Source organism: Paenibacillus sp. FSL W7-1332, from assembly GCF_037969785.1.
Lineage (GTDB): Bacteria > Bacillota > Bacilli > Paenibacillales > Paenibacillaceae > Paenibacillus_AQ.
In genome coordinates this window covers 3,085,945-3,112,195 of record NZ_CP150209.1, presented here as the reverse complement: position 1 = coordinate 3,112,195, position 26,251 = coordinate 3,085,945, and the positions used below count along the sequence as shown (strand labels likewise).

The window sequence follows — 26,251 nt, the reverse complement described above, 5'->3', positions numbered from 1 at the left end:
TATTCCAAATACTTTGCGGGGACCCCAACACAAAAAGCCCCACAAAGTGGAGCCTATGCTTCGATGCTTATAAGTAAATGAAGTGGTAGCGGTCCGCTTATTTTCGTGCGGTGTACTTCGCTTTGTATTCGCTGGGTGTGGTCCCCACGTATTTTTTAAACACTTTTGAAAAATACGTCCGATCCGAATAACCTAATCCCATAGCTAAGGACTCCAGATTTTGTCCGGACATTCTGAGCATTTTGGTAGCCATCTTCATTTTGTATTGATGCACGTAATCCGTAAAGGTCAACCCCGTCATCCGTTTGAAATAGCGCGAAAAATAGCTCGGATTCAAAAACAGATAGCGTGCCATGTCGATCGACGTAATGTTATCGTCAAGATGCTGATCGATATATTGCTGGATCACCTGCAGTTTCGGCTCATTCGTGGAGCTTCCCACTCCCGCTTGCCGCGTTCCGATAATCTGGGTCAGCTTTCTCTCCACCAGTTCCATCATATCTTCCAAGGTGCGTGCTAAAGCAAGATAGGCAAACAGATCCTCATCGAATTTGAGACTGGAGAACATCAGCTCGATACCTCTCAGCATGGAGGAAAGTTCCCTGGCAAAGTCGGCCGGATCAATCGACAGCTCTTTTGCGGTGCCGGCGATTTTGTGCAGGGTCGTGCGGATACCGTCGAGATCCTGCTTGATGAGTTTCCGCTCCAGCTCCGAAACGTAGCTGTCAAGAAAGCCCTGAGGCGCGGCTTGAAACCACCGCGACCTTATTTGAGAAATTTCGGATATCGTATAGTCGGAATTTTCGTAAAACTCGCATTTGTCATGAAGAATTTCCTGATAAATGGAGCCAATCGAGCTTAGTTCCATTTTGTCCGTAACCGCGATTACGTTCGGTTGAATTTTGAGAAAATGGACGCACTGATAACGCAGCCGCTGCACATAATTATGGAGATGCAAGCTGGCATTCTGTGCGAGGTTCACCCTAAAGTTATGCAGAATCACAATGTTCCCCTGCTCCATGAACGGCGTGATCCCTTCATACGATTCGGACAACTCCATCGCGATATTGTATACAGCGTATAAAATCAGCGGAAATTCCGAATGTCTGAAACGCTTGTCAAAGCTGGAGAGCTGAATGCTGACCAGCCCCAGCATAAACCACGGATACGTCCAGGAGATGCCGATCTGAGCCGCATAAGCCAAAGTGGCTTCGGACGGAGAGCCATTGATCACCTTTTGCAGCAAATCCTGCCGAAAGAGCTGACTATTGTAACTCGCTGCCTCGCGATTAATCAGACCAGCCCGCGTCTTTAACAAGTGCATGGACTTGCCGAGGCTCTGTTCCAGCTGCTCTGCCGTAAGCTGATCTTTGATCAAATAGTCATCCGCCTGCAGTTTTACGGCCTGCTGGGCATAATGAAAATCCTCATGACACGTCAGGAAGATAATCCGAACCTCCGGCTTCATGCGAATAAAATGGTCCGCCAGCTCCATGCCGTTTTTCTGTGGCAGTCCGATATCCGTAATGACAATGTCCGGCCTGACTTCCTCAAACATATGCATCGCTTTCGCGCTGGAATACGTGCTGCCGGCAATCTGCAGATTGTTTGCCTCCCAGTCAATCATCTGTTGCAGTACCTTGAGCATAGGAACATCATCGTCTATGAGCAATACTCTGTACATCATTCTTCCTCTCCCTCCGGTAAAAAACCATGATGATGACTTTGGGGCAAGTACAGCGAAACTGACATTCCCCCCTGCGGAAGGTTGGCGAGTGTCAAACTCGCTTCCTGTCCGAAGGTCAATCGGAGTCTTTGAATCACGTTCATTAGACCGACCCTCTCATAAGCTCCATCCTGCTCGCCGCTTGGTCTACCAAGTCTACGGTTTAGACATTGGAGCATGTCTTCATCGGCCCCGAAGCCATTGTTGATAATCTCGATTCTGATTCCGTCCGGGTTGCTTCGGGAACGGATCTCAATGCGTGGAGTTTGATGATCGACAAGCCCGTGGACGATGGCATTCTCAACGATGGGCTGCAAAATAAGTTTCGGCAAGATGAGTCCCTCGGTTTCCGGATCCAGATCAACCTCTAAATGAAGCGGGATTTCATTGCGGATTTTCATAATGTCAACGTAGTGGCCCAGCAGCTTGCATTCCTCGCGTAAGGTGGCCGGCTCATTGACCTTGAGATAGGCTCGGAGCAAACTCATCAGGGAATCAATAATTCCACTGTGAAGCGTATCCTTCGTCAAGATCAGGCTGCATTTGATCGAATTCAGCGTATTAATCAAAAAATGAGGGCGAATTTGCATAAACAAGGCCTCGAGCTCCATCACTCGCTTCTGCTCCTGCTCCTGTTCGATATCATGGATCAGCCGCTGCAATTGATCGAGCATCGTATTCAGCGTCTGCCCCAATTCGGCGATATCATCCTTGCCCTTGACCTCCAGTCTGACATCCAGGTTTCCCATTCCGAACTGGCGTACGACCCGCTGCAGCTTGAGAATCGGACTGTGCAGCCTTTTAGCAATCAGGATGGACATTCCGGAGAACACGAGAAACAGCAGCAGAACCCCGGCAAGACCGGTATAAAAAGTCCGGGAGATTTGCCCCGACCACTCTTTCTCCGAGGCCTCGTAACCCAGCTTCCAGTTCGATTTCAATATGGTTCTGTCCGTTCGGACACTGCCCTTGGTCTCCGTATGATGCGGGATCAACCCGGAATTGCCTGCGATGAATTCCCCGTTTGCATCAAAGAGCGCCACCTTGCCGAAGTCGATCGTACCCAGCAGCTTGTTGAAGTACGAATCGGAAATGGCACTAAGCAATACGGACACTTGCCTCTTCTCTCGGCTGTCATAGATCACCCTGGCAATATAATAACTCTTGCCTTTCCCTGATGAGTCGCCGCCGGCCATCCCAAGCCATTGCAGGGATTCCGGTTTACTGAGATCGACGCGCTTCATCAGCTTGTCGAGGCTTCCGTTAATGGCAGTCAAATCCTCCGTGCCGGATGAGATGACAAAATGCTGACGGTTGACCAAGTACATGCGTACGTTGTTATTCAGCGGCTTGGAATTAATCAGGGAAAATACGTCCTGAATTTGTCTGAAATGTACATAATCCTGATAAGTAGCCAGCCGTTTGGTGTCTGCGAATGACTTCAGGATATTGCGAACATTCGTATCGTTCACGATAAAATGGGAAGCAAACGTGACATCGTCAATCGTCTTGCTCAGCTCATCCGTCATGACGTTCAGGACATTCTCGTTGCTGAGCTGCAGCTTCTCTACCATCGTATCCCGAATCAGAACAAACGAAATGATAGAAACCGCGATCAGCGGAATAAAGATCAGCAAAAGAAACGACAGCTGGATGCGTTTGTAGTAGGTGAATTTGAACATATTCTCTGCGCCTCTCTTATGCTCTTGTCCTCTTTATTCTATCAGTCCTTTGTGCTGGAAGCATTCATTAAATGATGGCGGTTGCATGCTTTTTTCCGCCTTGAAGGGTCATCAGCACAACCTCCCCGAAGATCCGCATGCCCTCCACCACAAAAGAATCATAGTGGCCGGACGGCGCACGGTGACTAACAACGAGTATAAACTCCTCTTCCATTCCCGGGAGCTGAACACCGCATGCCTCCGCTTGCCCGTCATGAACCCGCTCACCCGTATGACGGTAAATCGGGACCTTACGAACTCGCGGAGAAGCCGTTTCGCCTGGACGATGAGGATACAGCACCTGCATGATGCTGATCAATCCTTTTCCCGTCCGGGAGTAAGTCACATTCGCATTCGGTTCCAACAGGTTATACTCGCGGGATATTACACCCTCGCCAATTTCTCCGCGCAGACCGTCTGTGCGTACGGGGATAATCGATAGATTCGCCTCCCCGGGGGTGTTAGTACGGCATATCAATGACTCCGCTTCGATCCCGACTTCTCCTGGTGGGTGCGGAAAATGAAAATTCTGGGTAAAGGTATGCTGCTCAAGGCACACCAAGCTGTCGATCAGCAGCCAAAAATAAGGCTTAACAAAAATGATCCTTCTCCGCGGATACAACGGTTCATTCCCATAGAGATAGCCGTCATGCGCCCCCTCGACATAGTCAAACTCCGGCCTGCTGACCCATTTGCAGCCTAGCGGCGCGGCAATCCGGTCGAAAGACCAGGTGTCCTTGATTCCGGTAAACCCGATTCCGTCGACAACCGTTGTGTTATGGGCTGAGCTCTCCTTTAATGCTTTTCTCAGCGGTGTATGGTCGCTATAGTTATACCTTCCAAGATCCGTGAGCAGATCACGGCCATAGGCATGAAGATCCACGTGCAGCATATCGGCGTGACCGTGGCCTCCGCCAAGCGGGCCGCAGTGAAAATAAAGGTACAATGCATCTTCGTCCCAACCCGTTCGCATCGTATAATGACCGGAATGGGTTAAAGCCCGGCTCTGACATGGCGGCTTCGCTGGAACCATAGCTTTGTACTCCCGGATTCCGTCTATGCCGAACAGCCAGGCATTATCATAATCCGGTCGAGCATGGCCGCCATATCTCAGAACGGAATCCCCAAATAACCACGCGGCATAGGTCAGAATACCACGAATATCGCTATCGTCGCTGTCTCCCAGCATCGGCTGTCTGTGATTCGGCTTCGCCCAGTATAGAGAGGCTTCGGCCATCTCGCGGACCGTACGCCGAAATGGACCGTCGAGCTCCAACCCGTTGAGATTGGCGAGGTGAATGCAGTCAAGATAACAAGCCAGCACCTCATGATGGTATGTAGGCGATTGCTCCCAATGAATGCCATCCGCCATAATCTGAAGCCTCGCCGTCTCCATCAGTCTCTCTTCTCCCATTTCCCGCCACCGTGCTGACTTGCTGAACTCGGGGAAGAACAGTGCAATATGGTATAAGCCGCAGGTTTCCAGTACTCCCCAGTTGCTGATATGCTTCCAGCTGGTGAAGGAAGCAGCCAAATACTCCCCGTGCTCGTGAAGCGAAATCAGCGTTTTACCGAGCAATGACGGAGTCAGGGAAGGGCTACCGATCACGTATAGAAGTGCCTTGATCCAGTTCACGCTGCGCAGACCCGCCTCGATCGGGCGCCATGTCAACGTATCCGTCGTTGGTTCTCTAGGGACAGGATTCCGATCGATCCAGTCTTCAAGCTGCTGGCTAAACACCGCCGCATACTTCTCATCGCCTGTCATCACATACGCTTGTCCCAGCGCCACCCAATAGCGGTGGCGATTCAGCATATAAGCCCATTCCACGTCTTGATCGGGAATATGGCACCAGTCAATATCACCGTCAAATGTAACGGGAATCACGCTCCGTTCCATATCCCATGGAAAGCGGAACAGGAACGTCTGCTGCACCACCTCATCCGCCGTCTTCATGACGGTTTCCAGTTCATCTGCACAGAATTGTTTCACATAATCCGAAATTTTCTGCTTATCCTCACTCATCCACCATCCGGGTGTGTTCCGACAGGAGAAGTGTTTATGCAGCTTACACAGCATATCGTACCGATGGCCTTGATCGTCTGCGTCCTGCATCGAACGCATACCGGGATCCTCCAGATTCAAAAGAGCCCATACGGCATTCACCGAAGCTTCCGTGGCATCAGCGTTCATACCAGTACCCCTTGCTCCCGGTCTCCATCCGAATCAAAGCTTCCAGGTAAAAATAATCCCCCCAGATCATGAAATCATCCGGTGACAATCCGCCGCGTACATGATAAGAGCCATGCTGCAGCAGACCCTCCGCCTCCTTGCCGATCGTGGAGTAATTTCGCACCAGCGACGTCATGGAAGCCTCCAGGCCTTGCTCAAAGTCGGTTCTTTCCGGATCCTCCTCATCCAATTGTCCAATCAGTTCCAGCAAGCCTGCTGCCACAATGGCGGAGGCAGAGCTGTCGCGGTAAGTATCAGCGGTAACGGGGGCGTTAAAGTCCCAAAAGGCGACATGATCCTCCGGTAAGTGCTTCAGGAAATACTTCGCCATTCGTTTGGAAGTATCCAGGTATACGCGATCTCCTGTATATTGGTAAGCCAGTGCGAAGCCATACACCCCCCACGCTTGCCCCCGCGTCCAGGTCGAGCCGTTCGTAAAGCCCTGATGTGTGGCACCGCCGATCGGCTCCCCCGTATGCGGATCGAAGAAAAAGGTGTGGTATGAACTGTCATCTCCTCGCACCAGATAGCGCCTTGTCTTCTCCGCCTGCATGATTGCGATGTCTCTATACTGGGACTTACCGGTTTGCTGTCCCGCCCAGAACAGCAGCGGCAGATTCATCAAACAATCGATAATGATGCGACCGCCCTCCTGTTGATCTCCTTCAGGACCCCACGCTTGAATATATCCTCCGTCTGGACGCCAGCGTTTCAGCAGCAAGTCCGCAGCCTCAAGCGTCAATTGGCGGGCGCTCTCGTTCTTCTCAACGATCCACTCCGCTTTGGAGGACAAGGAATACAGAAATCCGATATCGTGATGATCAAGCACCTTTTTTTCTGCAAAGCGGCGGCGAAAATCTTCTACCGTTCGTTTCGCGCCCAATTGAAAGGCCTCGTCGCCCGTGTATTCATAACATAGCCAGAGAAGTCCGCTCCAGAAACCGTTCGTCCAGTCGTCATTGTCATTCAGCAAATAAGCGCCGTCCCTGCTGACGTGGGGAAATCTTGTCCCGAAGGTATCCATGTTCTTCCGGATTTTCTCTACAGCATCTTTAATCGCACTGCTCCACATAACGTCGTGCTCCCTTCCAATCCATCATGATTACGATTCATGATAAGGAGAGTCACCCGGTTCTTGTAGAGCCGATTTTTGCCTTGATGTGCAATATTTTGACTTTTGCGCCCCTAAGGTGGTGATAAAGGAACAAACCTGTCCCTTTTCATTCGATTCCAACGAAAAAAACGATTCGAGAAAACCTCGAATCGTTTTGTCTGCCGAGTAATATGGGCTAGCCGGCATGCTTCTTCCACTTTCGGATTTTGGTTCTGAAGCTTTTGAACGGTGCGACGGAATTGATGTGCAGCCATTTCCACATCGGCCAATTGGCACCGGTTACCGTCCACTTGCGAACACCTGAATCAAACAACTCTTCCTCACGTAAGCCGCTGATCCATTCACACCATTCATTTGTCCTCTGCTTTAACAACGAACGTAATTCTTCCAAAGAATATCCATCATACGTATGATAGAATTGCTGATACAACGCCCCCAACTGATTCCATTTTAAGTCAGGGGTTGGCGTCGTAACTTCTTTACCCGCAAGTTCATCCTTCTCCCAGCTCATCACCAGCGTTAGCCATCCCAGCTGATAGGCGATCATCTCTTGGGGTGTTCTATCGACTTCGCCAATACGAAGATTCCTTTCATCCTCTGGTACCTCATCAAATTCTTGGTCAAAAAGGCTATACGTTCGTTGAATTTCAGCGATGAACGCTTCTTTGCTCTGGTATGTTTGCAAGGTACTCTCTCCTTCATCATTAACGGGCTTCACTCCTCCGACATATCCAAATTATACCATGTCCAAGGATCAAGCACGGTGATGAATATCATCAATGGGATGTTCAAATCCCCCTGGACTCAATCTCATTCCGAAGCCTTGCGATCACATCATCTAAGGCACTCTCTCCAAGTTCGCCCTCGCCCCGTTTACGGACGGATACGTGATCGGAGTTCATTTCCTTCTCGCCAAGAACAAGCGTGTACGGCGTTTTCAGCAGACCCGCTTCGCGGATTTTATAACCCAGCTTTTCATTTCTTACATCGACGTTCACCCGTATGCCGGCAGTTTCCAGACGCTTCTTCACCTTTAACGAGTAATCGATATAATGGTCGGATACCGGTATAATCATAACCTGTACGGGAGCCAGCCACATCGGGAAAGCCCCGCCGTAATGCTCTGTAAGAATCCCGATAAATCGCTCGATGGATCCAAATACCGCCCGGTGAATAACAACCGGCCGATGCTTCTGGTTATCTTCTCCGATATACGAAAGATCGAATTTTTCAGGGAATTGGAAATCCAGTTGAATGGTGCCGCATTGCCAGCTTCGCTTTAAGGAATCCAAGATATGAAAATCGATTTTCGGACCATAAAACGCGCCATCCCCTTCATTAATCCGGTACGGCAGCCCCAGTTGATCCAGCACCTGCTTCAGGGAGGACTCCGCCTGCTCCCACAATTCCTCAGAGCCCATGGAATCTTCCGGTCTTGTCGATAACTCGATTGTATAATCAAAGCCAAACACTTGATAAACCTGGCTGATAAAATCGATAACCTGCTTGATTTCTTCCTGGATCTGATCAGGTCTTACAAAAATATGCGCATCATCCTGACAAAACGTGCGCACCCGCATCATACCGTTCAGTGCCCCTGAGAATTCATGGCGGTGCACCTGGCCAAATTCGGAAATGCGAATGGGCAGCTCTCGGTAAGAATGCAGCGAGTTTTTGTAGACTAACATATGCCCTGGACAATTCATCGGCTTCAGCGCATACTCCGTCTCGTCCACTTGCGTGAAATACATATTGTCTTTGTAGTGATCCCAGTGACCGGACATTTCCCACAGCCGCTTGTTCATCATCAGCGGCGTGCGCACTTCATCATAATCGCGATGGAACTGAAGTCCTCTTGCAAATTGCTCCAGCTCATTGCGGATGATCATCCCGTTCGGCAAAAAGAAAGGCATGCCCGGTGCTTCCTCCGAGAACATAAAGAGCCCGAGCTCTTTACCCAGCTTCCGATGATCCCGTTTCTTGGCCTCTTCAAGCAGCAACAGATGCTCCTCGAGCTGCGACTTCTTGGGAAACGCCGTTCCATATATTCTTTGCAGCATTTTATTATCCGAGTTCCCCCGCCAATAAGCGCCCGCCACACTCATTAATTTGAATGCCTTGATTCTGCCCGTTGAAGGAAGATGCGGCCCCCTGCACAAATCAACGAACTCTCCCTGCTCATACACCGATATGACCTCGTCCGCCGGTAATTCGCGGATCAGCTCCATCTTGTACGGGTCGTCTTGGAAAATACGTTCGGCCTCCTGACGCCCCACCTCCTTGCGAATAATCGGCAGGTCTTCCTGAACGATCTTCTGCATTTCCCGCTCAATGGCAATCAAGTCTTCAGACGTAATCGAATGCCCCAAATCCATATCGTAATAAAAAGCATCCTCAATGACAGGTCCTACCCCCAAGTGGACGGACTGGCTGCCATAGATCCGTTTAACGGCCTGGGCCATCAGATGAGCCGCGCTGTGCCGATACACATACAGTCCATCCTCTGAATCCAGCGTTATGATGCTTACTTCCGCATCCTCACACAGCTTATGATCCAAATCCACGAGTTTCCCATTCACTTTGGCTGCAACGGCTTGTTTCTTCAGACCTGAATGGATGGATTCCGCGATTTGATCCATCGTCGTTTGTGCGGGATACTCCTTTTTACTTCCGTCTGGCAGCGTTACTACGATTGACATTGTTATCCCTCCATCAAATTTAGATTGAACGCAAAAAAGCACTCGATCCCGAAGGGACGAGTGCGTTCAGCTCGTGGTTCCACCCTAATTTGATCCAGACTTACAGCGGCTAAATCGCAGCATGCTCATCGGATCCTCATTCAGACATCCGGTAACGGGGATGATTCGGTGTTTTCTAGTTCCATATCTCGATAGTCGAACGACCGATCAGGGTTCAAAAACACAGCTACAAAGGGGTAATTCAAGAAGCAATCACGGAGGAAGCTTTCACCAATCACTTCCCTCTCTGGGCAGGTCGTTTCAAGAATCATGTCTTTGATCGTTGCTGATAGTAAAGTACTATAAGTCAGTTTTTTCTAATTGTCAAACCCAATCCGAATGATAGCTCCATGTTAATTTGGATAACTTCCACTCCCCTCTAATACAACCTATGTAAATATCTCTATCATGGTTACTTGTCTTCATGGTTCCATGAGATTTTAATCAAATATCCAACGCCTAAACCGACCAGAACTCCTGGAAACGCGCTGTCCAGCGCTAAACCGATACCCGCTCCAATGATGACGCAAGCGTAAATAATGACATCTCCCTTGTTCATTCCGACCATCTCCTTCTGTATGTATTTATGACATAGATCGTAATTTTTCATCACAACATACATCTTACAAGATGACGTAGCGTCGTTTTCAAGTGGTTGATTTAAAAAGAGTAAAGTTTTAGGGGATCAAGGAGAGCTTTTCGGAAATTCTCAAGTAATCGTCAACCCTCGAAATGGGAGGTTAAATCTCCCTTGTTTCTCCTTGAAGCCAAAACGTTTAATATCTTACCATATGACATGAACGCTGAAGGAGGGTTGTCCATGGATATGTTTATAGATTTAGGGATTAAACTAATCGTCAGCTTTTTCGGGTTATGGATCATCACATTTGTTACGGGGAGAAAAACCATCAGCCAGCTTACACCGCTTGACTTCTTGTCCTCCTTAATTCTGAGTGAAATCGTCGGGGCAAGCCTCTATGATGATAAGGTAAACCTATATCATTTGTTATTCGCGCTTGCGCTTTGGACAACGATGTCTTACCTCTTCGAGAAGGCAACCACCCACTTTGTTAAGTTCGGATATTTAACGGAAGGCCGGGCGGTACTCCTGATCGATAACGGAAAGCTCAACCAAAAATTGTTGAACAAATACGATATGGAATATAAACAGCTGTTATCCATGCTGAGACGGCAAAGCATTTTCTCGTTAACTGAAGTCAAATACGCCATACTCGAAACGGACGGATCGCTTTCCGTCATGCGTAAACCCGAGTACGAGCCGCCCACAGCCCAGGATATGGGCGTAGCAGCCAAGCCGGACACCTTTACGGTAACGGTTATTGACAAGGGAAAGCTGCTCGAGGAATCGATGCTGGGCAAACCCATTGAACAGGGCGAGATCCAAGCGAAAGCTCGGGAACAAGGTTTTGACTCCCTGGAAGACATCGCATACGCGGAATACGGAGATGACGGGAAGCTTTATGTTTATTCCAAGCGTGAGGTTCAGGGCTGAACCTGTACCCTCCGATGAAAAAACGAAAGAAGCCTGATAAATCAGGCTTCTTTCCCCTTGCTTCTAACTATAGACCGAATTCAACGATGTACTGTTTGCACACCGCAACATATCCCAGAGACTGATATAAACGTACCGCGCTTAGGTTATCCTCCAGCACATTCAGATACACATGGGGAGTGATTGCACGCCCCTTACGGGTCAATTCCGCGCACACCTTTTTGCCGTACCCTTGTCTCCTCCACGCAGCATCCGTGCCGATATTCCCAAGCTCCACATAATCATCGCTATAAATATGGTATCCGCCGACAACGATGAGCTCCTGATTCTGAACAATCCCATAAAACGGATGATGAAGCTCTTCCCTTGCAAAAGCCATTGAATGGAACTCAGCCATTTTTGACTCGATCATATCAAAGTACGATGGGCCTAAACGAAACACCTCGTTATCCCCTACAGGCAAATCTTCAAGATGCCGATGCTTCATGAGAAGGATGCCAACGGGAGGTTTCTTCACATCAATCTCAGGATTTAGAACCTCCCATTCATCCTCACTCACGATAAAGCTCCCTAATGCCCCATCCGGTAATTTCAAATCTTGTATCATTCGGGTCAGCACGGACCGAAAACGAAACGATGTCTGAAGGGGATAAACCGAAAAGGCGTAGAAAGGAAGACCCTTCAGGAAAGCCGCAACACCCAGCAGCTCTCCATGTTCAGAGAACTGCCCATAGTGAACGGTATGATTCTTCCGAAATGTGAGATAGGAATAGTATAAGAAATGCTGCTCTCTGTTGATCGTTTCCAAGAGACGCCCCAGTTCTTCAGGCAAAAGTCTGCGAATCACCTAGTCTTCTCCCTTTCTCAAAAGAAATCCATGAGATAGGTTTGACCGGCGGGGATCATCGTTTCCAGTTGTTTTACAGCCTTTGGATTCCCGGATAGCCGGTGAATGGCATGCAGCGCCTGTGGTCTTTTATATCCCGTAAACAGAGCAGACAACGTCTGAATATCGGTGGTCAGATCAGCCTGCTCCCCTTGATCGGTCGGAAGCTCCGACAGCTCCGCTTTCCCCTCTTGATTAACGGACAACCTCCATCTGCCCGCATTCCAAGGCGCAGCGGAATCTTCCACCTCTAAGGTCATTACGGCTTCCTGATGAGCCTCAAAAGCGTACTGCTCCACAAAGGATTTCAAATCTACGATTCGGGCCATGAAGTAAGGGACCACTTCCTGGGTAACGCGTGGATCCGGCAGCATGAATGGCAGCTGATCATCCCCAGGTACCATTGTCATTGTAACCTGCTCAATCCTGGAATCATGGTTTCCAAAAAAGGTCCAGAGTGCGCTTCGTGCTTCTTCGTTCAGGTACACAAATTCGTCGCACACAAGATCTTTGTCTTTGAGTTCATATAACGCGTAGCCCGTCGGTTTTCCCTCCGCTGAATAATAAACAACGCTGTGATTGTCGCCTTGCAGCACGGATCTTGTCCACCATGCTTCATCACGCACAAGAGTCCCGTTATAGCGGCTGGCATAGGCTTGATACATGCCGTCCAGTGTTGGAATATCGGTTACGCCTCTTACAATGCGGCCAGGCACTTCCACCTTACGCGGGAATTTAGATACCGGAATGGTGTACTTTTTGTATTCCGCGTAAAGTTCCCAGCCAAATTTACGATAGAACGGGATCGAAAACGGATGCAGGAAGGAGAGGGTCTGGCCTTTGCTCTTCATCTCTTGCAATGCATGCTTGAGCAAGGTGGATACATGTCCCTGTCTGCGGTTCTCGGGCCATGTTGCCACACCGGCAATACCGCCCATTTCGAATTTGTTTCCATGCACATAAACTTGCAGCGGGATGATGGTCAGTTTCGCTTGCAGCTCTTCTCCATCAAATATCCCCCAGAAGCGTTCAGGTTTAAAATGTTTTTGATTGGATTCTCGCTGCTCCGGTGTTAGCGTATATTGAAAGGCATATTCGGATAATTTGGTGCTGATCTCAAACTCGTCGGTTCTTAATTGTCTAAGTTCCATACTTGCTTCACCTCTCCAATCTGTATATGTACTTTTGTTGCTGAATTACCGCTTATCCCGCTTCAGAAATATTGTTTCAGGACATATGATCAGTATAACATTACTGCTGTCTATGCGGTACAAAACACCGTCCGTTGCCAGGAACATATCCAGGCGCATTGGGACCGTAATGGGACAAAAAAAAGTTGGAATAATTTTCACAAACTTTTTGTAAGCTACTTGACAAAGTTAACCCCCTGAGATTATGATTAGCTCATGCAAAATAACAAATACATCACGGTAAAAATAAATTTCAAATAATCAGGAGGTAACAACAATGTCCAAATTGAATATCGGTATCATTCTAGGCAGCACACGTCAAGGCCGTTTAAGCCCGCAAGTAGGTGAATGGGTTAAACGTATCGCTGATGAACGCGGAGATGCAAACTACGAAATCGTTGATATCGCTGATTACAAGCTGCCGCTTTTGGGCGAAGCTGATGCTACAGAGCAAGCTACCGCTTGGAACAACAAGCTGAACAGTCTTGACGGCTTTGTATTCATCGTACAAGAATACAACCACAGTATTTCTGGGGCTTTGAAAAATGCACTCGATTTTGCTCGTGAGCCATGGAACAACAAAGCTGCTGGTATCGTGAGTTATGGGTCGGTTGGCGGCGCTCGTGCTGCCGAACATCTGCGTGGAATTCTGGGCGAATTGTCCGTAGCGGATGTTCGTGTACACCCAGCGCTTTCGTTATTCACTGATTTCGAGAATGGCTCTGTATTCAAACCGGCTGATCTGCATCTCGTCAACCTGAATGGCATGCTTGACCAAGTGCTTGCATGGAGCGGAGCTTTAAAAACATTGCGCTAATCTCTAATTCAAGGACTGCCTTTCTTCATCTTCCGATGAGGCGAGGGCAGTCCTTTTTATTTTTCTGCATTCATTTTTCTGCATCCATAAGTATATCTGCATCGTCTACCTTCACCATCAGTCCTATACCGTAGCCCCGTTCCTACTCCACGTCAATATGGAATATTTCCTGCAATCCCTTCTTGCCTTCTGGCGTGATTTTTATGGCTCTTGTGCTTGGAACGCGTTGTATCCAATGTAACTCGAGCAACCTTTCTAGCAGGGCATGTCCCAATGCCCCGGCCAGGTGATGGCGTCTTTCACTCCAATCCAGGCATCGATGTGTGAAAGAGCGGCGTTTGCGCTTAACACGGCCCAGATCGACCTGAAATGCCTTGAAAAAGTCCTCTCCTTTTTCTGTAACGGTATAATGATCTTCCACTTCGGATAGGACCCCTGCGCTGAGCAGTGAATTTGTCAATTGGATTCCCAATTTCCCCGCAAGATGATCGTAGCAAGTCCTTGCCTGACGTAAGGCTTCATTCTCCGCAGCTTGGTTTAATGATCTTATTTCGACAGGAGGCGTTATCGATAGAAGTGTCTCCATGATCTGGGCAACCTCCTGATTCTGTATCCCATAATAACGATGTCTTCCCTGCTGCTCAACGGTGACCAGATTCGCCGCTACCATTTTGGATAAATGGAAGCTTGCCGTTTGCGGTTTGATGTTTGCCATGTACGCCAGCTCGCTTGCCGGATGATATCGCCCATCCAATAAGACGGTTAGAATAGCCGCTCTAGAAGCATCGCTTACGAGTGAGGCTACTTGTGCTATGTTCGAATTCGCATTCATCTCGATCCCTCCGATGTAATCCATATTTCGATGAGCATCGAACCTTTTCTATTTTACAATGATTTGGGATAAAACAGTTAATGGGAGGAACATTTTATGAAGGAAATGAAAGGCATGATCAACTCGGACATCATTAAACCGAAAATTCTGTACTATGGAACCCCGGTAATTTTACTCAATACGCTAAATGAAGACGATACCGTAAATATAAGTCCCATATCCTCTTCATGGGCGCTCGGAGATTACATTGTTTTAGGAATCGGACTTGGCGGTAAAGCGATGGAGAATTTGGAAAGGCATCCGGAATGTGTCATCAACCTTCCAGACCCTTCCTTATGGGAAAATGTTGAACAATTAGCCCCTCATACAGGAAAATATCCGGTTCCTGATGGTAAGGCAAAGAACGGTTTTACATATGAAAAAGATAAATACGCGATTAGCGGTTTAACTCCAGCGGATTCTGTCGCGGTAAAGCCTACTCGCATCATGGAGTGCCCCATTCAAATTGAGGCCGCAGTAAAAAACATTCGGATGCCTAACTATTCTTCCATGTTTGCCATTGTCGAAACACAGGCGATCCATGTACACGCCCATCGAAACATCATGTGGAATGAGCATCACATTGATCCTGCCAAATGGAGCCCGATCATATATAATTTCCGGCATTATTATGGCCTTGGCACCCCGTTAGGCAAAACATTTCGAGCCGAAACATAAGCCAGAATGATGAAGAATGAGAGAGAGGCCCGCAGCTTATGCGGGCCTCTCTTATACTTACGCTCGTTGTTACGGTTGAACCGGAATGGTCATTTCCAGTTCCGTCAGATATGTTTTATCTCCGATGCTGTCCTTTCCTTGACCAACTACGCTCCAATCCTTGTTGTTTACGGTCAGAGTAAACGGTTTAATCGTGATGGATTTCGGAGTTCCGTTTACAGGACTGTACAATTCGTCGATATGATATTCAGTCTTGGGCTTGCTGTTAAAGTAACCAAACATCCGAGGATTCAGCACATTCCCTTGATCATCCACAAGTTCGTAATATACCATGCTGGCGCTGTAATCGCCTGTTTGCTCTGCAGAAGCAGGCACCTCGCCTTTACTATCCAGAACCAGGCGGGTCGATACCGGTGAAATATCCAATTGCTTCACGGTATAACTGAATTGTCCATCCGATTTTGTAGCCTGGTCCGGCTTCACGACAACCGATTTATTAGTGACATTCACAGGGACCTTGAACTCGAAGGTTTCATTCACTTGGGTTACGTTGGCCTGAATGGTCAGCTCGAATTGATCAGGCAGATTCAGATCCTTGGAAAGCTCAACGATGTAGGCATTGTCCTGTTGCGGGTAATCTCCAAATGTCCCTTCGCCCATCACTACTTCTTGTCCGTCCACCAGAATTCGCGGCGTTTCAATATAGCCTTTTTCCTGATCCTTCTTAGCTACTGTCCTCGACTTAATATACTCGCTATCTGGATTACCGATGAATTTAGCATCTTCGCTTATATACGGAGAAGCTGTACTCGGTAAATCCACTCCCTCGCGTTCGAGTATAAAGGACAGCCGAGTTCCATCGTATAGAAGGTTAGCTATCTTCAAAGTCACGCCATCGTGAGTCACGCTCAAGTTCGGTTCGGATAGAATCCCTTGCTTTATAGCGGTATGAACTGCTTCTTCGCTGGTTCCTTTGAATAGCACGCCGATCACTGGGATTTGCTTCAGGTTTGCCGCCATGACCGGCGATACAAATCCTGACCCGATTACGCTTCCTCCCAGCACAGCAGCTGCGGATGCAACGAGTATTGTTCTTTTTAAAACATTCGGTTGCCGTTTGGATGATGTTCTTGTCCTTGTCATTTCACGTTCTCCAATCCTGTTCATAATTTGATAGCTCAAGCTATTCTTCTGTAAGGATGATTCTCGAATCATTTCTTCAAGTACATTCATTTCAGCGAATTCCGTTTGTTTCGGCGATTGTCCCACGTGCTACCTCTCCTTTTTTGCTTATTCGGTCCATCAGTTTACGTCGTAACCGTTCATACTTCTTTCGTATCGTTGCCGATTTGAGTCCCATGATGTCGCTGATTTCCTCAAAGGTATACTGTTCAACCGCCTTCAACAGCAAAATGTGTCGTTCTTCTGCTGTCAGGTAGGTTAACAGCTCGTACACAACCGGCTCGTGCTGAGATATCTGCATATCCGGCTGCTGTTCCTTGCAATGCTCGATCAGGTTAAGAAAACGGCTCTGCTTCTTTTTGATATTGATCAAATGATGATAGGCCATTTTATACAACCAGGCGGAGAAAGACACTTGTCTCTTGTACTGATGAAGATGTTCATAGGCACGAATAAAAATTTCTTGTACCGCATCTTCAGTCTCCGTATGATTTTTCAGAATATAGTAGCAGTACGTGTACATCTGCCGCTCAAACTGGAGGATGATCGCTTGGTATGCGTGTTTATCTCCTGATTTGACTTGTTCTACAACCGCTTCAATGGCTTCTCTTCTTCCTTCCGCTTCCCCGGGGATGGTTGGCTGCAAGTGAGCTCACCTCCTTCTTTGTTTACCTATATAACAATCCCAACAAGTGATTTTGTGACACCACACCCATTATTTTATGTAGTGAAGTTCATGAACGAAGCTCCTGCCGTGTGATAGCGTCTGTATGCCGGGTATGAGTCTCATTTAGCGCCCTTATAGCAGCTACAGCTTGGGGTAACTCTTAACATAATCCAAGAATCGCTTCGTAGCGGGAGATATCTCCCGCATGGAATTTACGGCAATGCCAAGCGATCTGAAGCTCTTCTCCTTCAATTCGATCAGCCGTATATTCCGTTGCTGCCCTCGCAGCACAAGTTCTGGAAGAATGCTGATGCCGAGCCCCTTCTCCACCATGGCCATAATGGCATAATCATCACCAAGTGTATATTTGATATCCGGCTTGATCCGGGCTTTCTCCAGCATCCGGTTCACATCATAATCGGAACCTTTGCTTGGCATAATAAACGGTTCATTCTCAATCTGGGACAATGTAATAGAGTCCTCAGAACTAAGCGGATGTTCCATGGGCAGCAATACAAGCATCGGGTCTTGATGCAGGGGAATCGCATCGAATGTATCCGACGTTGGAAGTGACAGGAACCCGCAATCGATCTTGCCCTCAGCGATCCAATCCTCGATTTCCCGGTAATCTCCTTCGACCAAACGAATCTCAATATGGGGATAATCCCGCTGAAAGTCCTGAATAATGCCCGGCAGCCAGTGAACACCGACACTGGTGAAGGTACCGATGTGAATGGTTCCCAGCTCGATTCCATGAATGGAAGCCACCTGCTGTTCCAAATGTTCGTTCCATTTCAATATTTCCCGTATCGTCTTCAGAATCTCTTCGCCATTGGTTGTCAGCTTCGCTCCTGAACGGTTCCGAATCAGCAACGAGAAACCAAACTCATCTTCCAGGCTGCTGATCATATGGCTGACACCGGACTGCGTAAAACCCATCACTTCAGCGGCTTGGGTCAAACTTCCGAGCTCGACGACCTTCAATAGAACTTTGAATTTATTTATGCTCAAGGGAATTCCTCCTGCTCATTTATACATGAATTTTACTCATGTTTATCATTAGAAACATTCGTTTTACTTGTCTATTGTACGTGAGTATACTGATTCTGTTCAATCACTTGAAGGAGGAAATAGAACTTGAAACCGCTGAAGGCCGATCTTATGATTTTATTCATCACCATTTGTTGGGGCTCGTCCTATCTTTTTATGAAAATGGGACTGGATTCGCTAGGGGAGTTTAATTTGATAGCCCTACGCTTTGGATTGGCCTTTATACTTGCAGGCTTGATTTTTCTCCCCCGCTTGCGCCAGGTTAACGTAAAGACGATTCGATATGCCATGCTCCTAGGCTTTATATTATTTATCATGTTCACCGCGCTTACCTTCGGTCTCAAGACCACGACAACATCCAATGCCGGATTTCTGGTCAGTCTAACGGTGGTGTTTGTCCCTTTATTACATACGTTTCTATTTAAGAAAAAAATAGAGAACAAAGCGGTTGTCAGTATTGTGCTGGCCTTAACGGGCATTTCACTGTTAACTATCCAGCTTCCTTTTACATTTAAGATCGGTGATCTGTTCTGCATCGCGGCCGCATTATGTTATGCGCTTCATATCAATATGGTAAGCACTGCCGCGCAGAAGGTCGATACGCTAAGCCTTGGCATCCTGCAACTTGGATTCACCGGATTGTACGCGTTCATCTCGTCTCTGCTCTTTGAAGCTCCGGTATGGCCAAGCACGACCCACTCGTGGATGGCCGTCCTTGTTCTTAGCGTGGTGTGCACCGCGGTCGGGTTCATCTTTCAGACAATTGCCCAACAATATACGACGGCTACCCGGACGGGACTTGTATTTTCTCTGGAGCCTGTATTCGCGGCGCTGGTCGGATTCTGGTTTGCTCACGAGGTCCTGAATTCCAATCAATATTTGGGTGCTGCCCTAGTATTTCTTAGCGTTGTTATATCGAGCGTTAATGTAAATGTGAGGAGACGCTCTACAATCAAGAATAGCCCCGTTCCAATGGAGACGTATTCTGCTGAATTCAAGTAAAAAAAAAGCTTGACTAATCCCCCAAAAATATATATCTTTATATCACGGCTTAACTGATAACGATATCAGTTATGCAGGAACGTGATTAAAGGGGAGTAGCTGACACAACAAAGTCGTCATTCCGGGATATTTCCCCGGCTTTGTTGGCAACGATACGTTGTTTGCGAGACCTTTACCACACACTCTGTGGTGAAGGTCTCTTTTTGATTATGAGGGGCCTTCACCTGCCGGTGGAGGTCCTTTTCTTTTGTGCCTTCAATTAAACAACTAGGAGGAATGGGTATGGAGCTTTTATTGGAGTATGGGTGGGTACTGTTGGTGCTCATCGCACTGGAAGGGTTGCTCGCAGCAGATAATGCGCTGGTCCTTGCCATTATGGTAAAGCATTTACCTGAGGAGCAGCGTAAAAAAGCTTTATTTTACGGATTGCTCGGAGCGTTTGTATTCCGCATCGGATCGCTGTTCTTAATCTCGTTTCTGGTTGACGTATGGCAGGTGCAAGCCATTGGCGCACTCTATCTTCTCTACATTTCGATCAATCACACATTGAAACATGTGATCAAGGGCAAGAAACCGACGGAAGACGCCAAGCCTCTACCGGACAAACCCAAGAAGCAATCCGGCTTCTGGATGACCGTCTTCAAAGTCGAGGTTGCAGACATCGCGTTTGCGGTAGACTCGATACTCGCAGCCGTAGCACTGGCTGTGGCGCTGCCTCCAAGCGGTCTGGCGAACATCGGCGGCCTGGATGGTGGTCAATTCATCGTCATCTTCCTGGGAGGATTCATTGGTCTGATCATCATGCGTTTTGCGGCATCCTACTTCGTGAAGCTGCTGCAGCAGCGCCCTGGGCTTGAAGTGGCGGCATTCCTCATTGTCGGTTGGGTAGGGGTCAAACTTGCCGTCATTACCCTTGCGCATCCCGATGTTGCCCTCATCGACCATCACTTCCCTGAGAGCTCGATTTGGAAGGCATCCTTCTATATTGTTCTTGTGCTGATTGCCGTTATCGGATGGTTTAGTTCTTCGAAGGGGAAAGTCCAAGACGAGGATAATGCAATCAAGGAAGTGGAAGACCAGCAGCCTGGAAAAACGCTTCAAGGTTAAATTCCGATTTTCGATTGGAACAGGACAACGTAACAAACGCAATCAATAGATTGATCCAACAATAGGAAAAGGCGATTTGCTGACGGTGCATAAACCGTTCGCAAATCGCCTTTCCTCTTATATGGTTAATTGCATATTGTATAAATTCGCATACGCGCCTTGACGGGCAATTAATTCATCATGCGTGCCCTGTTCCTCAATTCCATCCTCGGATAACACGACGATTCGCTGCGCATTCCGTACCGTAGTCAGGCGATGCGCGATGACAAGCGTTGTGCGATTATTGCTCAACCGCTCCAGCGATTCCTGGACGGCTCTCTCGCTTTCATTATCCAGGGAGCTGGTCGCTTCATCAAATATAAGGATCGGCGGATTCTTCAGGAACACACGTGCAATGCTGAGCCGCTGCTTCTGTCCTCCGGACAGCTTGACGCCGCGCTGCCCGATATCCGTATCGTAACCTTCCGGCAGTGCCATGATGAAATCATGGGCATTCGCTCTTTTCGCAGCTTCGATGATTTCCTCCTCGCTGGCCTCCATTTTGCCATACCGGATGTTATCGAAGACGGTTCCCGCAAACAAATATACATCCTGCTGAACAATCCCAATATGTCTTCTTAACGAGTGCTGCGTGATATCCCGGATATCGCGTCCATCCAGCATGATGCGTCCTTCACTTACTTCATAGAAACGCGGAATCAACGAGCACAACGTCGTCTTGCCAACGCCGGAGGGACCTACCAATGCCACATACTCGCCAGGCTTGATGTCCAGCGATACCTGTTTCAGCACATATCCGTAGTTATCTTTATATCTGAAGCTGACGTTCTGAAATGTGATATTCCCCTGAACCTGCGTGATCACCGCAGCATCAACGGAATCCTCAATATCCGGCTCTACCTCCAGAATCTCCATGAACCGGTCGAATCCCGTGACACCCTCCTGGTACAGTCTGGCGAAATTAACGAGTCTCTGGATCGGTTCGATCAGAATGCCAATACACAAGAAAAAAGTCAGCAAATCCGCCAGTTCCAGCGAGGCATCCACGATGGCGGCTCCGCCAAACACAATGACCGTTATGGTAATGAGTTGTGTAAACCCAACCAACCCTTCGTGAAAGTAGGTTTCACTCTTATATCCTTCCCTTCTACTGTCAACGAACCGCCCATTAGCGTAAGCGAACTTTTCCCTCTCCACATGTTCATTCGTAAACGACTTCACCACGCGGATACCCGATAGAGAATCCTCCACCTGCGCGTTGATATCCCCGATTCGGTCCTTGCTGACACGCAGCGCCACATTCATCTTCTTACTAAAATAAAAAGCAAATACGGCCATGACCGGCAGAAAGAGAAACACGATCAGGGTAAGCTTCACGTCAATATACATTAAGATAATGAATGCACCCAGGAACTTCAGAACGGAAATGACAATATCTTCGGGTCCATGGTGGTACAACTCGGTTAACGACAGAATGTCATTGGTGGTGCGTGTCATGAGCTGCCCTGTTTTGTTCTCATCGTAGAAACCAAAAGACAGCTTCTGAAGATGGTCAAACAGCTCCCGTCTCATGTCGCTCTCCATATAAGCCCCCATCATATGTCCTTTATAGGAGATGAACATGTCGCAGAAGGTGTGGATGAGGACCATGGCCAGCATGATCACACCCACCGCATAGATTTGGTTTAGTGGATTCGGGGAATTCCCTTCCAACACATTGATGGTGATATACCGTATACACAGTGGAAGCATGAGCGTAATAGCCGAGACAACAAAAGCGCACGCCAAGTCTGCAAATAATAACCCCAGATACGGTTTATAATAGGACAAAAATTTCTTGGTTCGTGAATTCAAATCTATCTCCTCCATAATGTCGGAGGGTTACATGTTCATATCCCTCCAAACTTGATTCATGGTGTAGTCCATCGTTTTTCTCATCCCAAACACCCTTCCTTTTACTTGATGATTCCATCATACCCATAAACGTCACGACTGCGGAGTGTAAGAATCATTTATACTCAAAAAATCCCCTAAGGGCATAAAAAAAAGCAAGCATGGATCATAACCCAGCTTGCCTTTCGCATATTCATGCTTTACCGATTCCAACGTTCGTTAAGCAGCTCACCATTGATGGCCGCCGCTGACATGGCTCCCATCGAAGCAGCGGCTATGGCCTGATACATTTCCGTGGCTGCATCACCGGCACTGTAGACGCCAGGCACGCTCGTTTTACCGAAGGCGTCAATGACCACGCTTCCGGCTTCATTGATATCACATCCGATGGCGGCCGGCAATACTGAGCCGGAGACCAGTTTAGGCGCGAAAAAGATGCCCGTGCAAGGAATGATCTCTCCATCCTCCAGCACGACTTCCCGGACCATACCCTCGTTCGATTCAATGCGATGAATCGGGGAGCTGAATACGGGGATTTCATGCTCCTTCAACTCTTGGCGCTGTTCATCCGTCAGTTCATCCGGTCCGTTCGTACAAATCGTATAACGATCACTCCAACCTGCAATGACTTTGGCAAAGTGCACGGCCCCCGCCCCCTTGGCAATGACAACAAGCGGCTGATCCCGCAGTTCCCATCCATCGCAATATGGACAGACGAAAGCACTCTTGCCATATACGTCCGCCAAACCGTTAATATCCAAGGGGCTATCTTTCTTGCCAACGGCAAAAAGCAGCTTTTTACTGCGGTAGATCGTCCCTTCTCCCGTTGTGATCCGAAAATCACCGTCCACGCCTGCAACGGCGGCAGCCGTACCCTCTACGAAACGGACAGAAGGATACGCGCTAATCTGTTCCCTTGCAATGCGGCGAAATTCCGATGGGCTGACACCGTCTCGGGTAAGAAAACCATGAGTCTCACGGGTAACCTTATTTCGCGGCTTCCCTTCGTCAATCAACACCACATCTTTTCTCGCTCTTCCCAACACCAGCGCAGCATTCAAGCCTGCCGGACCTCCGCCAACAATAAGGACATCGTGCAATTGCTCCGTCATCTATACCATCACCCTTCTGGATCTTTAATGTCCATAATAATAAAATAAGAAATCCTGACCTCTGGAAAATTCACCATGCTCAAGGAAGATTGCCACGGACAAATATTATTATAGACTTGTGATATCTATTATAGATAAACAAAGTCCATATTGCAACTCGATTTGTTATTTTGATATACGAATCAAATAAAGCTCAGCCATTCGTAACCTGAACGGTTTCTGCAACCAAACGCTGAAGATCACGCATTCGAGTTGGCGTAGCTAAGTTGGAATGAGTTAACATATCGCACAAGGCAACAAGATCTTCAAGCTTGGATAGGATTCTCCAATGATTATTCAGAACCGCTCCTTCCTCACGATATGCTCGAACGAAGTTCTTTTCAAATACAGATCCGTCGGGTTCGTATCGAAGCATATTGGCTATATCTACGTATCTGTTCCATGAAAAAACTTCCTCCCAATCAAGCACTGCGGAAACCGCACATCCTTCTGGACCATGCTGCATTAATATATTTAAGCCATTATAGTCCGAGTGAACAAGCACGGGCGTCTCTTCAATCTCTGACAATAAATGACTGTATGTTTGACTGAAGGACCGGTTTGACGAACCCTTTGAATGATAGCCAGTTCTTTTTCCGCAATCTCCAGGCCTTTCCTGAACAAACGCAGCACGTAAGGTTCTGCACTGCCTTCCAGACGAATTTTGTAGTTGGTATTGCTAAGTCCGGTACCGATCCGTTCAGCGGCTACTACTTTTTCACGGGGAAATACGGGTGTAATCATGTCATGAATTTGTGTGATGTCTAGTTGCATCGGCGGCACTGTGCGTTCCCATCCCTCTTTCATCTCGATGCCCTCCTATTATTAATTTTTTTGAGTTGACCATGCAGTAATGCCGTTACCACTATTTATAGTTTACATATTCTAATGTGATATAGGAATTATCTTCATAGATAAGGAGAGTGATGTAATGGCAGCAAGCTTTAACCATTCATCTAAAGCACAAGGCGTATCCGTTATTACCTGCACCAATCGCCCCAATTATATTAAAAACCTGTTCCATAATTTCACCAGACAATCTCACCCAAAAAAAGAGCTTATTATCGTTATCAACGATAGTTCAATCGCACTCTCTCCTTACCAAGAGCTGGCCAATAAGCATCGAAACATACAAATTTATCGCATGCCCGAACATGTCACTCTAGGTGCGTGTCTAAATTACGCCGTTAGCAAAACGAGATACGGCATCATTGCCAAATTCGATGACGACGACTATTACGCCCCTCATTACTTGTCGGACTGCCTGAAGTCATTAAGAAGATCGAATGCTGATATTATAGGAAAACTCGCACATTATATGTATTTAAAAGGCTCCAAAACTCTAATTCTACGTTTTCCTAACGATGAAAATCGCCCCGTAACCCAACTGCCGGGTGCTACGCTCATGTTTAAAAAGAACGTCCTTAACCAAGTGCGATTTCCGAATCGAAACGTCGGTGAAGACGATCTTTTTTGCATGAGAAGCAAGCGTAAGGGCTACAGGATCTATTCCGGTGATAAGTATAATTTTGCAGCAGTACGAAGGAAGAATTCATCAAGCCATACCTGGGTGATCAGCGATAAAGAACTTACCGACAAGCACCCTAAAGTTCCGAATGTAATAGACTACAAAACATTCGTTCAGAGGAAATCCGGAGGCGACCGAACTTGACGAGAACGTCATTATCTCCCTCACAGCCTGCTGTTTCGATCATCACCTGTACCAAAAGACCGGAATGCCTGCACAATCTGCTAGAAAATTACACCAGACAGAATTACAGGCACAAAGAGTTAATCATCATATTAAATCATGGCAGCCTGAAACTATCGGAAGTTCAACAGGCAGCCAAGCCATATCGTAACGTGAGAATATATAGGAAGCCTGCTGAATTATCGCTCGGCAGCTGCCTCAATTTTGGTGTAAAGGTCGCTAAACACAGCATCATTGCCAAATTTGACGACGATGATTATTACGCTCGCGATTATCTGAAGGATAGCGTCGATCTCATGATCAAGACTCGTGCTGATATTGTAGGAAAAAGGGCTCACTTCATGCAGCTTGCCGGTCAAAAGGTTCTTCTGTACCGTTACCCCAACATGGCCAATCGATGGGTCCCCCTTGTTCAAGGGGCGACCATTCTGGTTAAACGGCACGTATTCGATCAAGTATCGTTTCCGAACCAAAATCGCAGCGAGTGCGTCAAATTTTGTGCTGATTGTATAACTCGTAACTTCAAAATATACTCTGGTAGTCCCTACCATTTCATAGCGAACCGAAGACGGAACTCCGAGAATCACACCTGGATCGTAAGTGACAAGAATCTATTAACTCAACATGTAAAAAAGCTGAAAGTAGACAACGCTAAGAATTTCGTAAGCAAAGGTTAGACCCAGCATCCCTATTTAATATACCGAAGCTGAAGAATGGTGACTCGAGCCTTCCCATAGAAACGGAGAGCTCGAGTCATTCATACATATCCAGTAAACGAGGTGTAATCAAGCATGCAGGCCACGCCGAGAGCCATCTCGGAAATAGTCAGCACGCTCCTCAGCGCTACATATCAAATATTAGGAATCACCGACTGCGCCTGCTTGGCCATCCCCGATCACAAGATCGTTGCTGTCCGGATGTATAATCATGCGGAGCCTAACCCGCCCCGCTACGACTATCTGGAGGATATCCGGTCGTTTGGCGATCAGGTACTGGCGTGT

Annotated in this window: 24 protein-coding genes; 7 read left to right on the top strand and 17 right to left on the bottom strand. The window is 47.6% G+C overall.

Translation table 11 applies throughout. The annotated features are described in order from the left end of the window. Nucleotides 1–97: 97 nt before the first annotated feature. From MKX98_RS13960 to MKX98_RS13930, 7 genes are all read right to left on the bottom strand, one after another. The gene (locus MKX98_RS13960) at nt 98–1,687 is read right to left on the bottom strand and encodes a response regulator (RefSeq protein ID WP_339223558.1); all 1,590 of its coding nucleotides are present in this window, start codon (nt 1,685–1,687) and stop codon (nt 98–100) included. Then, a complete protein-coding gene (locus MKX98_RS13955) occupies nt 1,684–3,408 on the bottom strand; it encodes a histidine kinase (protein WP_339223557.1) in 1,725 nt (574 codons plus the stop codon). Before MKX98_RS13955 ends, MKX98_RS13960 begins: the two co-directional genes overlap by 4 nt. A gap of 67 nt (nt 3,409–3,475) precedes the next feature. Next, complete coding sequence (locus MKX98_RS13950; RefSeq protein WP_339223556.1) at nt 3,476–5,641, bottom strand: alginate lyase family protein; 2,166 nt, start codon at nt 5,639–5,641, stop codon at nt 3,476–3,478. Then, entirely contained in the window at nt 5,631–6,752 is a 1,122-nt protein-coding gene (locus MKX98_RS13945; RefSeq protein ID WP_339223554.1) for a glycoside hydrolase family 88 protein, read from the bottom strand. Before MKX98_RS13945 ends, MKX98_RS13950 begins: the two co-directional genes overlap by 11 nt. Before the next feature lie 217 nt (nt 6,753–6,969). After that, nucleotides 6,970–7,479, bottom strand: a complete 510-nt coding sequence (locus MKX98_RS13940; protein ID WP_339223552.1) for a ClbS/DfsB family four-helix bundle protein — start codon at nt 7,477–7,479, stop codon at nt 6,970–6,972. A 103-nt stretch (nt 7,480–7,582) separates the two neighbouring features. Then, nucleotides 7,583–9,493 (bottom strand): threonine--tRNA ligase, encoded by a 1,911-nt coding sequence (gene thrS, locus MKX98_RS13935; protein WP_339223551.1) that lies wholly within the window; start codon nt 9,491–9,493, stop codon nt 7,583–7,585. A 451-nt stretch (nt 9,494–9,944) separates the two neighbouring features. After that, nucleotides 9,945–10,091 carry a hypothetical protein gene (locus tag MKX98_RS13930; RefSeq protein WP_339223550.1) on the bottom strand — a complete coding sequence of 49 codons (147 nt, stop codon included), beginning with the start codon at nt 10,089–10,091 and terminating at the stop codon, nt 9,945–9,947. 261 nt (nt 10,092–10,352) lie between these two features. Between MKX98_RS13930 and MKX98_RS13925 the strand changes: the two genes are divergently transcribed. Beyond that, nucleotides 10,353–11,045, top strand: coding sequence for a DUF421 domain-containing protein (locus tag MKX98_RS13925; RefSeq protein ID WP_339223548.1), 693 nt, complete (start codon nt 10,353–10,355; stop codon nt 11,043–11,045). A 67-nt stretch (nt 11,046–11,112) separates the two neighbouring features. Here the strand turns inward: MKX98_RS13925 and MKX98_RS13920 are convergent, their stop codons facing one another. Both MKX98_RS13920 and MKX98_RS13915 read right to left on the bottom strand, forming a co-directional pair. Then, on the bottom strand, nt 11,113–11,892 hold the full coding sequence (locus MKX98_RS13920; protein ID WP_339223546.1) for a GNAT family N-acetyltransferase: 780 nt from the start codon (nt 11,890–11,892) through the stop codon (nt 11,113–11,115). A 17-nt stretch (nt 11,893–11,909) separates the two neighbouring features. After that, entirely contained in the window at nt 11,910–13,082 is a 1,173-nt protein-coding gene (locus tag MKX98_RS13915) for a GNAT family N-acetyltransferase (protein ID WP_339223544.1), read from the bottom strand. Between the two features lie 316 nt (nt 13,083–13,398). On the opposite strand from MKX98_RS13915, the gene MKX98_RS13910 reads away from it, so the two are divergent. After that, nucleotides 13,399–13,938, top strand: a complete 540-nt coding sequence (locus MKX98_RS13910; RefSeq protein ID WP_194542294.1) for an NADPH-dependent FMN reductase — start codon at nt 13,399–13,401, stop codon at nt 13,936–13,938. A gap of 142 nt (nt 13,939–14,080) precedes the next feature. Here MKX98_RS13910 and MKX98_RS13905 read toward each other — a convergent pair whose 3' ends face one another. Beyond that, entirely contained in the window at nt 14,081–14,770 is a 690-nt protein-coding gene (locus tag MKX98_RS13905) for a winged helix-turn-helix domain-containing protein (protein WP_194544755.1), read from the bottom strand. A 96-nt stretch (nt 14,771–14,866) separates the two neighbouring features. On the opposite strand from MKX98_RS13905, the gene MKX98_RS13900 reads away from it, so the two are divergent. Continuing rightward, nucleotides 14,867–15,487 (top strand): flavin reductase family protein, encoded by a 621-nt coding sequence (locus MKX98_RS13900; protein WP_339223542.1) that lies wholly within the window; start codon nt 14,867–14,869, stop codon nt 15,485–15,487. Between the two features lie 69 nt (nt 15,488–15,556). Here the strand turns inward: MKX98_RS13900 and MKX98_RS13895 are convergent, their stop codons facing one another. The 3 genes from MKX98_RS13895 to MKX98_RS13885 form a co-directional block, all read right to left on the bottom strand. Then, nucleotides 15,557–16,756 carry a DUF4179 domain-containing protein gene (locus MKX98_RS13895; protein WP_194542293.1) on the bottom strand — a complete coding sequence of 400 codons (1,200 nt, stop codon included), beginning with the start codon at nt 16,754–16,756 and terminating at the stop codon, nt 15,557–15,559. Then, entirely contained in the window at nt 16,722–17,315 is a 594-nt protein-coding gene (locus MKX98_RS13890) for an RNA polymerase sigma factor (RefSeq protein ID WP_194542292.1), read from the bottom strand. The genes MKX98_RS13895 and MKX98_RS13890 overlap by 35 nt, the downstream gene beginning before the upstream one ends. 162 nt (nt 17,316–17,477) lie before the next feature. Continuing rightward, the gene (locus MKX98_RS13885; RefSeq protein WP_194542291.1) at nt 17,478–18,347 is read right to left on the bottom strand and encodes a LysR family transcriptional regulator; all 870 of its coding nucleotides are present in this window, start codon (nt 18,345–18,347) and stop codon (nt 17,478–17,480) included. Between the two features lie 126 nt (nt 18,348–18,473). On the opposite strand from MKX98_RS13885, the gene MKX98_RS13880 reads away from it, so the two are divergent. Next, entirely contained in the window at nt 18,474–19,388 is a 915-nt protein-coding gene (locus MKX98_RS13880) for a DMT family transporter (protein ID WP_339223540.1), read from the top strand. Nucleotides 19,389–19,664: 276 nt separating this feature from the next. Continuing rightward, entirely contained in the window at nt 19,665–20,495 is an 831-nt protein-coding gene (locus tag MKX98_RS13875) for a TerC family protein (RefSeq protein WP_194542289.1), read from the top strand. A 117-nt stretch (nt 20,496–20,612) separates the two neighbouring features. Here the strand turns inward: MKX98_RS13875 and MKX98_RS13870 are convergent, their stop codons facing one another. The 4 genes from MKX98_RS13870 to MKX98_RS13855 all read right to left on the bottom strand — a co-directional run bounded on the left by MKX98_RS13870 (nt 20,613) and on the right by MKX98_RS13855 (nt 24,346). Next, nucleotides 20,613–22,349 carry an ABC transporter ATP-binding protein gene (locus MKX98_RS13870; protein WP_339223538.1) on the bottom strand — a complete coding sequence of 579 codons (1,737 nt, stop codon included), beginning with the start codon at nt 22,347–22,349 and terminating at the stop codon, nt 20,613–20,615. A 239-nt stretch (nt 22,350–22,588) separates the two neighbouring features. Further along, nucleotides 22,589–23,500: an NAD(P)/FAD-dependent oxidoreductase gene (locus MKX98_RS13865; protein ID WP_194542287.1), complete on the bottom strand. Its 912-nt coding sequence runs from the start codon at nt 23,498–23,500 to the stop codon at nt 22,589–22,591. 193 nt (nt 23,501–23,693) lie between these two features. Next, a complete protein-coding gene (locus MKX98_RS13860) occupies nt 23,694–24,044 on the bottom strand; it encodes a phosphotransferase (protein WP_339224435.1) in 351 nt (116 codons plus the stop codon). Then, the gene (locus MKX98_RS13855) at nt 24,014–24,346 is read right to left on the bottom strand and encodes a phosphotransferase (RefSeq protein ID WP_339223536.1); all 333 of its coding nucleotides are present in this window, start codon (nt 24,344–24,346) and stop codon (nt 24,014–24,016) included. Before MKX98_RS13855 ends, MKX98_RS13860 begins: the two co-directional genes overlap by 31 nt. Nucleotides 24,347–24,470: 124 nt before the next feature. Between MKX98_RS13855 and MKX98_RS13850 the strand changes: the two genes are divergently transcribed. Both MKX98_RS13850 and MKX98_RS13845 read left to right on the top strand, forming a co-directional pair. Beyond that, nucleotides 24,471–25,211 (top strand): glycosyltransferase, encoded by a 741-nt coding sequence (locus MKX98_RS13850; protein WP_339223534.1) that lies wholly within the window; start codon nt 24,471–24,473, stop codon nt 25,209–25,211. Continuing rightward, entirely contained in the window at nt 25,208–25,927 is a 720-nt protein-coding gene (locus MKX98_RS13845) for a glycosyltransferase (protein ID WP_339223532.1), read from the top strand. Before MKX98_RS13850 ends, MKX98_RS13845 begins: the two co-directional genes overlap by 4 nt. Nucleotides 25,928–26,251: the final 324 nt, after the last annotated feature.

Excerpts from the sequence above, each read along its gene's own strand:
- MKX98_RS13960 (WP_339223558.1), bottom strand. The coding sequence starts at position 1,687 with ATGATGTACAGAGTATTGCTCATAGACGATGATGTTCCTATGCTCAAG.
- MKX98_RS13850 (WP_339223534.1), top strand. The coding sequence starts at position 24,471 with ATGGCAGCAAGCTTTAACCATTCATCTAAAGCACAAGGCGTATCCGTT.
- MKX98_RS13905 (WP_194544755.1), bottom strand. The coding sequence starts at position 14,770 with ATGAATGCGAATTCGAACATAGCACAAGTAGCCTCACTCGTAAGCGAT.
- MKX98_RS13930 (WP_339223550.1), bottom strand. The coding sequence starts at position 10,091 with ATGAACAAGGGAGATGTCATTATTTACGCTTGCGTCATCATTGGAGCG.
- MKX98_RS13875 (WP_194542289.1), top strand. The coding sequence starts at position 19,665 with ATGGGTATGGAGCTTTTATTGGAGTATGGGTGGGTACTGTTGGTGCTC.
- MKX98_RS13915 (WP_339223544.1), bottom strand. The coding sequence starts at position 13,082 with ATGGAACTTAGACAATTAAGAACCGACGAGTTTGAGATCAGCACCAAA.
- MKX98_RS13900 (WP_339223542.1), top strand. The coding sequence starts at position 14,867 with ATGAAGGAAATGAAAGGCATGATCAACTCGGACATCATTAAACCGAAA.
- MKX98_RS13925 (WP_339223548.1), top strand. The coding sequence starts at position 10,353 with ATGGATATGTTTATAGATTTAGGGATTAAACTAATCGTCAGCTTTTTC.
- MKX98_RS13910 (WP_194542294.1), top strand. The coding sequence starts at position 13,399 with ATGTCCAAATTGAATATCGGTATCATTCTAGGCAGCACACGTCAAGGC.
- MKX98_RS13855 (WP_339223536.1), bottom strand. The coding sequence starts at position 24,346 with ATGAAAGAGGGATGGGAACGCACAGTGCCGCCGATGCAACTAGACATC.
- MKX98_RS13955 (WP_339223557.1), bottom strand. The coding sequence starts at position 3,408 with ATGTTCAAATTCACCTACTACAAACGCATCCAGCTGTCGTTTCTTTTG.
- MKX98_RS13950 (WP_339223556.1), bottom strand. The coding sequence starts at position 5,641 with ATGAACGCTGATGCCACGGAAGCTTCGGTGAATGCCGTATGGGCTCTT.
- MKX98_RS13865 (WP_194542287.1), bottom strand. The coding sequence starts at position 23,500 with ATGACGGAGCAATTGCACGATGTCCTTATTGTTGGCGGAGGTCCGGCA.
- thrS (WP_339223551.1), bottom strand. The coding sequence starts at position 9,493 with ATGTCAATCGTAGTAACGCTGCCAGACGGAAGTAAAAAGGAGTATCCC.
- MKX98_RS13945 (WP_339223554.1), bottom strand. The coding sequence starts at position 6,752 with ATGTGGAGCAGTGCGATTAAAGATGCTGTAGAGAAAATCCGGAAGAAC.